Below are 8644 nucleotides of genomic sequence, written 5' to 3'. Positions count from 1 at the left end.
AGCGCCAGGTCCATGTCGAAGACCGACGGCTCGGCCGGACAGATCATCACGCACACGCCGCACCCCACGCACCCGGCCAGCACCTCGGGGGTGAAGGTCGGTCGGCCGTCGCGGAGCCCCGTCTCCACCAGCCGGATGGCCGGCTCGGGCGGGCACTGGTTCGGGTCGCCGGCCGGAGGTTCGCCGGCCGCGCACTGGGCGATCCGGATCTCGATCGGGCACTGGCGCACGCAGAGGTCGCACACCTCGAGGTCGAACGGATGCTCACGGACCGGTATCGGGTTCCAGCGGTCGACGGCGTCGAACCGCAGGCTCCCCTCGAACGAGTCCCCGCGGGCCAGGCCACGGAAGCCTTCGCCGCGGGCGGCAAGGCAGAGTCCCGGGCGGGCGACCTGGGCCACCCCCATACGCGCCTCGTGGGGGTAGTCGAGGTGGTGGGTCAGCGCGCCGGTCGGACAGGCGAGAACGCACTGCAGGCCGTCGCACGAGAAATCGCAGGCCTGGTGCCGCGGATCGATGAAGGGCGTCCCCACGCCGGCGCCGTCGGCGAGGTCCGCCAGGTGGATCGCCTCGACCGGGCAGACCTGGACGCACTGCCCACACTTGATGCAGGAGGCGAGGAAATCGTCCTCGACCAGCGCCCCGGGCGGACGCAGTCGCGTCGCCCACCCCCGCAGCGTCGGCACCAGGCCGACAAGGGCCGCTCCGACCAGGCCGCCGGCCATGGCCACGGTCCGCAGGAAGCGGCGCCGCCGGGGATCGGGCGGGACATCGGCTGCCGCAGCCTGTTTCACGTCCTCAGGGCACATGGACGCCTCCCTTCAACGCGTTGGTCCCGACCCGCGCCGCGCTGATGACCGGCTGCCGGTCGCGCACGAGCAGCTGCGGGGGCGTGAACGGGGCCAGGCGCTCGAGGAAGTCGAGGGTCTCCAGCAGGGGCGACCCCTTGAAGAACTGCGCATACGGCGAGTCGCGCCAGATCCGGTCGGCGTAGGCGTGCACCTCGTGCGGGGTGTCCCCGATGCCGTCGCCGTCGCGGTCGAACCCCTGGTAGTCGCTCCAGTAGTTGCCCCGCCACTCGTTGTGGTTGGCCGTGGCGCCGCCGCCGATGAAGACCTGGGTCATGTTGTCGATGAACCGGTTCGCCTCGAAGACGTTGCCGTGCCAGTCGTTCAGGAAGCGGACGCCGATCCCGTTGTAGGCGATCGTGTTGTCGCGGAAGCGGTTGGTCGTGTCCGGCTGGAACGGCGACAGGTCGACGTACAGGCCGCTCGCGCAGTACATCACCTCGTTGTTCTCGATGACCAGGTCGGAGGTCTCCTTGAACCCGATGCCCACGCCGGTGGGCCCCGCCGCGTGCAGGATGTGGTTGTTCCGCACCACGACGCCGTCGCTGTACATCAGGAAGATGCCGACGGTGTTCCCGTAGTACCAGTTGTTCTCGACCAGGTTGAACCGCGAGTACATGAAGTGCAGCGAGTAGCGGCTGCCGGTCGCCCGGTTGCCGGTGATCTCGTTGTCCGCCGAGTACCAGACCACCATGTCCCGCACGTCGCGGCAGACGTTGTCCTGCACCTTGTTGTGGAAGCTGTACCAGAGCCTGATGCCGTCGCCGCGCTGCCCCAGATCGAAGGACTTGGAGGTGATCTCGTTGCGACGGATGATGTTGTTCCCGGCCTGCTGCAGGTCGATGCCGAACAGGCAGTCCTCGATGCGGCAGTCCTTGACCACGTTGAAGTCGCCGCGGACCTGCACACCGGCGTCGATGTCGTTGTGGGAGTCGCCCGAATTCACCAGCCGCAGGCCCTTCAGGGTGGCGCCGTCGCAATCGAGAAGGACCACGGTCCCGTGGCCGCCGGCGTCGATCGTCACCTGGCCCCGTCCGTCGATCGTCAGCGGGAAGTCGATGCTGACCGGCCCCCGGTACACCCCCGGCGGCGGCACGAGCGTCCCGTTGGGCTCGGTCGCATCGATCATCTCCTGCAGCGAAGGCTGCGCCGCACCCGGCACGGCGTGCAGCGCAACCATCGTCGCGAGCAGGACCAACCGGCGTTTCACGTCACTCCCCGCTTCGCCCGGCGCCCGGCTCGCGGCGCAGGACGAACGCCGCCAGCAGCAGGGCCGTGAACAGGACCATCAGCCAGAATCCGTAGGCCGGATAGGAGTTCGTCGTGAACTGCGCGACCTTGCCCTGCCCGAAGACCGTGGGCATGAACGACTTGAGGGTGAACGCCCCCATGTCGTTCATGTTGTGGCCGTACCACCAGAGCCAGACCGAGTACGCGACGAGGAAGTAGGCCGGCAGCCCGGCCGGCGCCAGCAGCAGCAGCCCGTCGAGACGCTCCGACGGACGCCGCGCAACGACGAGCAGCCCGAGCATGACCGCCACGATGACCCCGAACAGGATGTTCCCGGCGCGGACCATGCGGGCGACCATCGGCCCGATCACCTCCTGCTCGCGGAAGTAGCGTCCGAGGCCCTTCTCGTAGTGCCAGGCGAGCAGCTGCGCACCGCTTCCCCGCCACGCCTCGCCGCCCGTCGCCCGGCGCCCGTGGTCCTGTTCGAAGGCCGCCCGCAGGTAGGCGATGCTCTGGCCCTTGCCGCCCTCCCCGGCCGCCGGGGGCTCCGGCGCCGGCGCCGCGTCCGTGTCTTCCGCCAGCGACGCCTTCAGGCGGGCGATGAGGGCCTCGCCCGGACTCAGTTCCCGCGGGGCGTCGTCCGCCTGTCCGGTCTCGCCGAGCGCCGTGATCCGGCCGGCGAGGTACCGCGCGCTCTGGAGGCGCAGGCCGTTCTCGCCGTAGTAGGCCAGGCCCATCCAGACGATGATCGCCGTGAACCCCACGACCATGACGACCGTGCGCCACCGCACGCCGGGCAGCAGCGGCACCAGCAGCACGACCCCGACCAGGGTGACGAGGAACAGGGAGAAGAACACCTCCAGCGGACCGCCCGACGCGATCGGGTACATCCCCACGTAGTGGTTGATCGTGTCCATCTCGTGGGCGCAGTCCAGCGCCTCCTCGATGCGCACCTCGTCCTTCGCCTGGCTCCCGCAGCCGCTGAACACGCCGTTGAGGTGGAACAGGATGCGAACCCCGTCCGGGAAGGACTCGCGCGGGTAGTTCGGCGCCTCCAGCGAGACCCACCACACCGGGGCGTTGTAGATCGGCACCAGCAGGGCGATCGCCAGGCCGACCAGGGCGGCGCTGGCAAGGGTCCGTCGTCTTCCGGTCGTCATGCCACATTCCTTGCTGCGGCCGCATGCGGCGCGGGCCGTCCGGCCCCGCCGCGGGCGGGCCTACTTGAAGTCGGGGTTCTTCCAGTCCTTGGACGGCGCCAGCAGTTCCTTGGGCACCGGGATGCGCGAGACGTAGTTGATGACGGCCTTCATGTCCGCGTCCGTGAACTCCGCGATCTGCTTGACCATGTCCGGATTGGCGTTGCGGCGCTTGCCGTCGCGGATCCACTCGAACTGGCGCACCATATAGTTGTAGTGCTGGCCCATGATCACGGGATAGAACTTCTCGGCGTTCCCCTGGCCGTGGTCGCCGTGGCACTGGACGCAGTTGTCCTTGTAGAGCTGCTGGCCCCTGGCGAACTGGGGCGTGCCTTCCGCCCACTCTCCCTTGCCGTTGTCGGGGTTCATCGGCAGCTTCGCGATGTAGGCCGAGACGTCGGCCAGGGCCTGCGGACCGCCGATCGACTGCGGCAGGGCGAAGGGGTACATCGTCGGGTTGTCCCGGTTCAGGGCGCGGATGTCCGAGAGCTGCTTGATGGCGACCCTCGCGTACTGGCCGGCCAGCTGCGGGAACGTCCCGTCCGGCGTGCCCCACCCCTCGAGCTTGTGGCAGGCGGCGCAGACCTCGTAGACGTCGCGGCCGTTCTCGAGGTCGGGCACCAGGTGCAGGGCCTCGTCCTGCTCGCCGCCGCCTTCGTTCCAGGCCAGTGCCGGCGTGATCAGGGCCAGGACGCAGCCCAGGGCGATCACCATGCCGATCTTGTTCCTCATCATGTCGTCTTCCTCCAGGGTTCACCCGTCCGGCTAGCGCGGCAGGGTCGAGATGTAGTCCGCCAGTTGCACGAGTTCCTCGTCGTTGACCAGATGCATGACGCCCTGCATGCCCAGCACCGCCATGCTGTTGGCGCGGGCGCCGCTCTTGACGTCGCGCATCTGCTGCAGCGCGTAGGCCGCCGGATGCCCGGCGATGCGCGGGTAGTCGGGCAGGATCGGGGTCTTGCCGTCGGCGCCGTGGCAGGCCGTGCAGGTCTTGGTCCGGAACAGCACGGCGCCCGGCGACTCCTCGTCCGCCCCGCCGCCGATCGGCGCGCCGCCGCCCAGTTCGTTGGCGATGAAATCGGCCAGGATGGTGAATTCCTCCTCGGTCACGCCCTGGACCACGGCCTTCATCGCCGCCGTCTGCCCGTTGGCGCGGTTCCCGCTCTGGATGTCCTTCATCTGGCGCAGGGCGTAGGCGGCACCCTGCCGGGCCAGGATCGGGTAGTTGGGCAGCAGGGCCCTGATGCCGTCATCGCCGTGGCAGGTGTTGCAGGTCTTGTCCCGGTAGAGCTGCGCCCCGGGCGACAGCTGCACCGCCACCACCGCGCCGCCGCCGGCGGCGTCCTGCCCGTGATGCGCCCGGATCCTGGCCAACCGCTCCTCGCGGCTGCTGCCGTCGCAGGCCGCCAGGGCGCAGAGCGCCGCCGTCAGGGCCAGCAAGCGGACTTTCGTGCCGTAGCTTCTCATCGACTCTTCCTCGGGCCCCGTCGCACGGGGCGCAGGTTGGGGTTCGTGGACAGGTGCCGCGTCCCGCCGTCGGGTGCGCGACCCGGCACCTGCCCGGGTTCCGGATCGTCCGTCCCGCCTACTTCACCTTCTTGGCCCCGTTCTCCTCCAGGAAGGTCTTGGCCCGCAGGCCGAGATCGGCCGTCTTGACCTGGTACTGCCACCACTGGTTGGCCCAGAGCATGGCGTTCTGCCAGTCGCCGGCGGCCGCCGAAGCCTCCGCCTTCTTCTTCGTCTCGGCGGCGAAGCCCAGCTGGTCGGTCGCGTCCTCGACGAGGGCGACGACGGTCGGGAAGTCCTGGTAGTTGTGGCTCGTGATGAAGCCCACCACCTGGTCGATGACCTCCTGGGTCGCGATGTTCGTCGCCACCTGGGTCTCGTAGTCGGCCTTGGTGTACTTCTGGCCCTCCTGGATCTCGGCGCCCGTCGCCTTGTAGCCCTTGGGCTGGACGAGCAGGTAGCCCTGCATTTCCAGGTGCAGCGCCGAGCAGAATTCGGTGCAGTAGTACGGGTACACGCCCGCCTTGTCGACGGTGAACGTCGCCGAGGACGTCTTGCCCGGCTCCAGCGAGAACTGGACGTTCTGGCCGTAGATCGTGAAGCCGTGGACCTGGTCTTCCGCGCGCTCCAGGTTCGTCAGATGGATCGCGACCTCGTCCCCCACCTGCACCTCGATGATCTCCGGCGTGATGTGCGAGCGGATCGTGGTCCCGTAGACGTCGACGCGGTTGCCCTTGCGTTCGGTGCGCTCACGGCCGGCCAGGGTCCGGTGGGCGGACTTCTGGTCGGTGCGGCTGTCCCAGCCCGTCTTGTAGCCGGTCACCGGCTGCAGCTTGTCGGCCTTGATGGCCACCGCGTAGTGGGGCTCGCCCAGGGGCAGGGGCATGTCGTAGAGCAGCGACATCTTGGCCCCGCTGATGTCCAGCAACTGGTGGTTCTGCGGGTGCAGCGGGCCCACCGGGTTGAAGCGATCGATGGAAAGCTTGTTGAGGGCGACGAGGTACTTCCCGTCGGGCGAGCGCGTATCGCCCTCCATGGTCATCAGGTGGCCGATGTTGTAGTGGATCGGCAGCGTGTCGAGCACCTTGCCGGTGCGGTAGTTCCACTTGGTGACCTGCGAATCGACGTAGATCGACGTGTAGCAGACGCCGTCGACCGAGTCGAACTGGGTGTGCAGGGGGCCGAGGCCGACGTTGACCGACTTGTCCAGCGCCGCCTCGAGGGAGATGATCGGGATGTTGTAGGAGTCGGTCGTCTCGAAATTGCGGGTCTCGATGGCCTTCATGATCTTCTCGAAGCTGTACACCCAGGCGTGGCTGTCCAGCTTGCCCGAGACGATGATGCTCTTGCCGTCGGGCGTGACGTCGCAGCCGTGCGGGCTCTTGGGCTCGGGAATCAGGTAGACCAGGCCCTCGGCCACCGACTGCTCGATCGTGATCAGGTACTGGCCATTGACCTTCTTCACCTTGCCGGCGGCGACCAGCTCGGCGGCCTTCTTCCAGTTGGTGACGTGCATGAAATCGGTGTCCTTGGAGGAGCACCCGGCCTCGAAGGGCGGACGGCCCCGCTCGATGCCGCCGATGTACCGTTCGGAGCAGAACGAGTTCGTGAAGCCCCAGCCATAGCTCGGGCCCTTGCCGGCGTCGCTGAGGTCCTGGCTGTAGGGCGGCAGCTCGAAGGTGAAGGACTCGGCGGGATTGATGCGGCCTTCCTCCCGGTTGAACTTCCAGTAGGTCACTCCGCCCCGGTACTTGTCGTTGAACTCCTCGAGCGGCACGAAATCCTTGCTGAAGGGGGCCGCGTACTGGCTGGCCTCCATCACGTACTCGGTGTTCGGGGTCACGAAGCAGCCGCCGTGGTCGGAACTGAAGAACGGGTTGGGCACGATCTGCTTGGTCTCGAAGTCGTGGAGATCGATCACCGCGATGCGCGGATTGGCCTTGTCGTTGATGAACAGGTAGCGGCCGTCGTAGTCGCCCTCGGTCTCGGAGATCGCGGGATGGTGGGAATCGCCGTAGCGGATGTCCTTGCCGTTGATGCGGCCCATCGCCAGCACGGCCTTCGATTCGTCGTCGAATCCGTAGCCCTGCCACGGCTCCGGCGTGAAGACGCCGATGTACTTCAGGATCCGCATCGACGGGATGCCGTAGACGATGACCTGGCCGCTCTGGCCGCCGGAACTGAACGCGATATACTCGTCCCGGCCGCCCGTCGGGGTGTAGGTCTTCGCGGCCGCGAGAACGTCCTTCTCGGTCAGTCCGCGTTCCTTCATCACGTCCTGGAGGGTCTGTGCCCGGGCCACTCCGTTCGCGAGGAACGTCGATGCCGCCAGCAGGACCAGGATCGCCGCCAGTTTCTTGACCAAGCTCATGTCCTTCTCCCCTCTACGGCCCGCTGGGCGGGCCCACTGAGACCGTTTCCTTCTCCGCCGGGAGCGCCTAGGGGCCCACAGGCGGTATTCCGACTCCATTCGCTATAATCGGATATCTATGTCCTTTTTTGCAAGAGGCGTGTCCGCCGCGCGCGCGAGAAGGGGGTGGGCCAGGGGCCCGGATCGACCGGAAAATGCTGCGAATCACCCCGCAGAGGCTGGATGCGGCGTTTTTGTCCTGTTCGGTAATCCTGAGCGTTTTTTGCAACTCCTAGCAGATTCCTGGGCGCGGGAAGGCTCCCAGCGGGTTCAGTCGTCGGTCGTCGCGAGGTAGGCCAAAAGAGCCTCGATGTCGGCGGCCGTCAAGTCCTGCAGCGCCCTCAGCATGGGCTTGTTGGCCCTCCGTTCCTGGCGGAACTCCTCGATCTGCAGGCGGAGATAGTCGGTGTATTGCCCGGCCAGCGGCGGGTTCTTGCCTCGCCCGACCCCGGATTCACCGTGGCACTTGCGGCATTCCCGCTCGTAGACGACCCGTCCCCGCTCCGTGTCCCCGTCGACCCGGGCGACGTTGAAGACCCGGCTCGCGATCAGCAGCTTCTCGTAGGAGTCGAGGTCCGGATCGATCGCCGGCATCCGGGTCAGCAGTTCGATGTCGGCGAGATAGCGGCTGATGTCCGCCAGGTCGCTGTCGCTCAGCTCCCGCTCGTCGGCGTAGGGCGCCATGGCCATGCTGGCCCGGGTCCCCGAGCGGAACTGGAGCATCTGGGCGGTGATGTAGGCCGCCGGCAGTCCGGCCAGTCGCGGGTACTCGCCCCCGCCCCCGCCCTGCCCGTTGTCCCCATGGCATCCGGCGCAGAGTTCCATGATCTCCCGCGCGTTGGCGGAATCGTAGTCGCCCGGCTGCTCGGCGGGAGGATCGACTGCCACCCCTGTTGCCGGAACGACCAGGCACAGGACGGCCAGGAAAGCCGCGATCGCCGCACTCGGGGTCAGGAACGGCATGTGAGGTCGCTCTCCCTTCAACCGAAGTTGTCCTCGGGCGGCGGCGAAGGGACGGTCCATTCCAAGGTCGTCGCCCCCCACGGATCGTCCGCGGCCTTGGCGTCCCCCCACACGGTCACCAGCAGGTTGCCGGCGATCACGGCGAGACCGCTGTAGAGGAACAGCCAACCGAGGCTCGAGACCTCCGACAGGCGCAGCGATTCCGGGATGACGCCCAGCAGATCCTGGGGGACGCCGCGCGTGCCGACCATGACCCGCGGAATCAGGGCCAGGTTCACGCCGATCACGTAGAGGACGGCGCCGATCCGGGCGACCTCGTCGCTGTAGGCGCGGCCCATCATCTTCGGCCACCAGTAGTGCAGACCGGCGAAGAGCGCGGAGAGGGCGCCGCCCCACACGATGTAGTCCAACTGCGCCGAGGCGAACATCGTCGCCCCCAGGTAGGCCCCCAGCGAGGGGCTGGCCAGGAACAGGCCCAGCAGGGCCGC

Annotated in this window: 7 protein-coding genes and 1 pseudogene; all 8 read right to left on the bottom strand. The window is 67.8% G+C overall.

Annotated elements, in window-relative coordinates; all coding sequences use genetic code 11:
* Positions 1–809 (bottom strand): 4Fe-4S dicluster domain-containing protein (locus KDM41_15760; protein ID MCB1184882.1); only part of this gene is annotated, 809 nt, incomplete at its 3' end.
* The gene (nosD, locus tag KDM41_15755; GenBank protein MCB1184881.1) at positions 799–2028 is read right to left on the bottom strand and encodes a nitrous oxide reductase family maturation protein NosD; all 1230 of its coding nucleotides are present in this window, start codon (positions 2026–2028) and stop codon (positions 799–801) included. The genes nosD and KDM41_15760, both read right to left, overlap by 11 nt.
* A 31-nt stretch (positions 2029–2059) precedes the next feature.
* Complete coding sequence (locus KDM41_15750; GenBank protein MCB1184880.1) at positions 2060–3238, bottom strand: hypothetical protein; 1179 nt, start codon at positions 3236–3238, stop codon at positions 2060–2062.
* Between the two features lie 60 nt (positions 3239–3298).
* Entirely contained in the window at positions 3299–4012 is a 714-nt protein-coding gene (locus KDM41_15745; protein ID MCB1184879.1) for a c-type cytochrome, read from the bottom strand.
* 333 nt (positions 4013–4345) lie between these two features.
* Positions 4346–4744 (bottom strand): annotated as a pseudogene (locus tag KDM41_15740) (c-type cytochrome).
* Between the two features lie 118 nt (positions 4745–4862).
* A complete protein-coding gene (nosZ, locus tag KDM41_15735) occupies positions 4863–7154 on the bottom strand; it encodes a Sec-dependent nitrous-oxide reductase (GenBank protein MCB1184878.1) in 2292 nt (763 codons plus the stop codon).
* A 309-nt stretch (positions 7155–7463) separates the two neighbouring features.
* Positions 7464–8156, bottom strand: coding sequence for a cytochrome c (locus KDM41_15730; protein ID MCB1184877.1), 693 nt, complete (start codon positions 8154–8156; stop codon positions 7464–7466).
* Positions 8157–8173: 17 nt separating this feature from the next.
* On the bottom strand, positions 8174–8644 hold a 471-nt coding region (locus tag KDM41_15725; protein ID MCB1184876.1), incomplete at its 5' end, for a cbb3-type cytochrome c oxidase subunit I.

The organism is bacterium (assembly GCA_020440705.1).
GTDB lineage: Bacteria > Krumholzibacteriota > Krumholzibacteriia > LZORAL124-64-63 > LZORAL124-64-63 > JAGRNP01.
Note: the sequence above shows the minus strand (reverse complement) of the source record. Positions and strands in the feature narration are given on the sequence as shown.

Coding starts and splice junctions, on each gene's coding strand:
- nosD (MCB1184881.1), bottom strand. CDS start 2,028: ATGGTTGCGCTGCACGCCGTGCCGGGTGCGGCGCAGCCTTCGCTGCAG.
- KDM41_15750 (MCB1184880.1), bottom strand. CDS start 3,238: ATGACGACCGGAAGACGACGGACCCTTGCCAGCGCCGCCCTGGTCGGC.
- KDM41_15745 (MCB1184879.1), bottom strand. CDS start 4,012: ATGATGAGGAACAAGATCGGCATGGTGATCGCCCTGGGCTGCGTCCTG.
- nosZ (MCB1184878.1), bottom strand. CDS start 7,154: ATGAGCTTGGTCAAGAAACTGGCGGCGATCCTGGTCCTGCTGGCGGCA.
- KDM41_15730 (MCB1184877.1), bottom strand. CDS start 8,156: ATGCCGTTCCTGACCCCGAGTGCGGCGATCGCGGCTTTCCTGGCCGTC.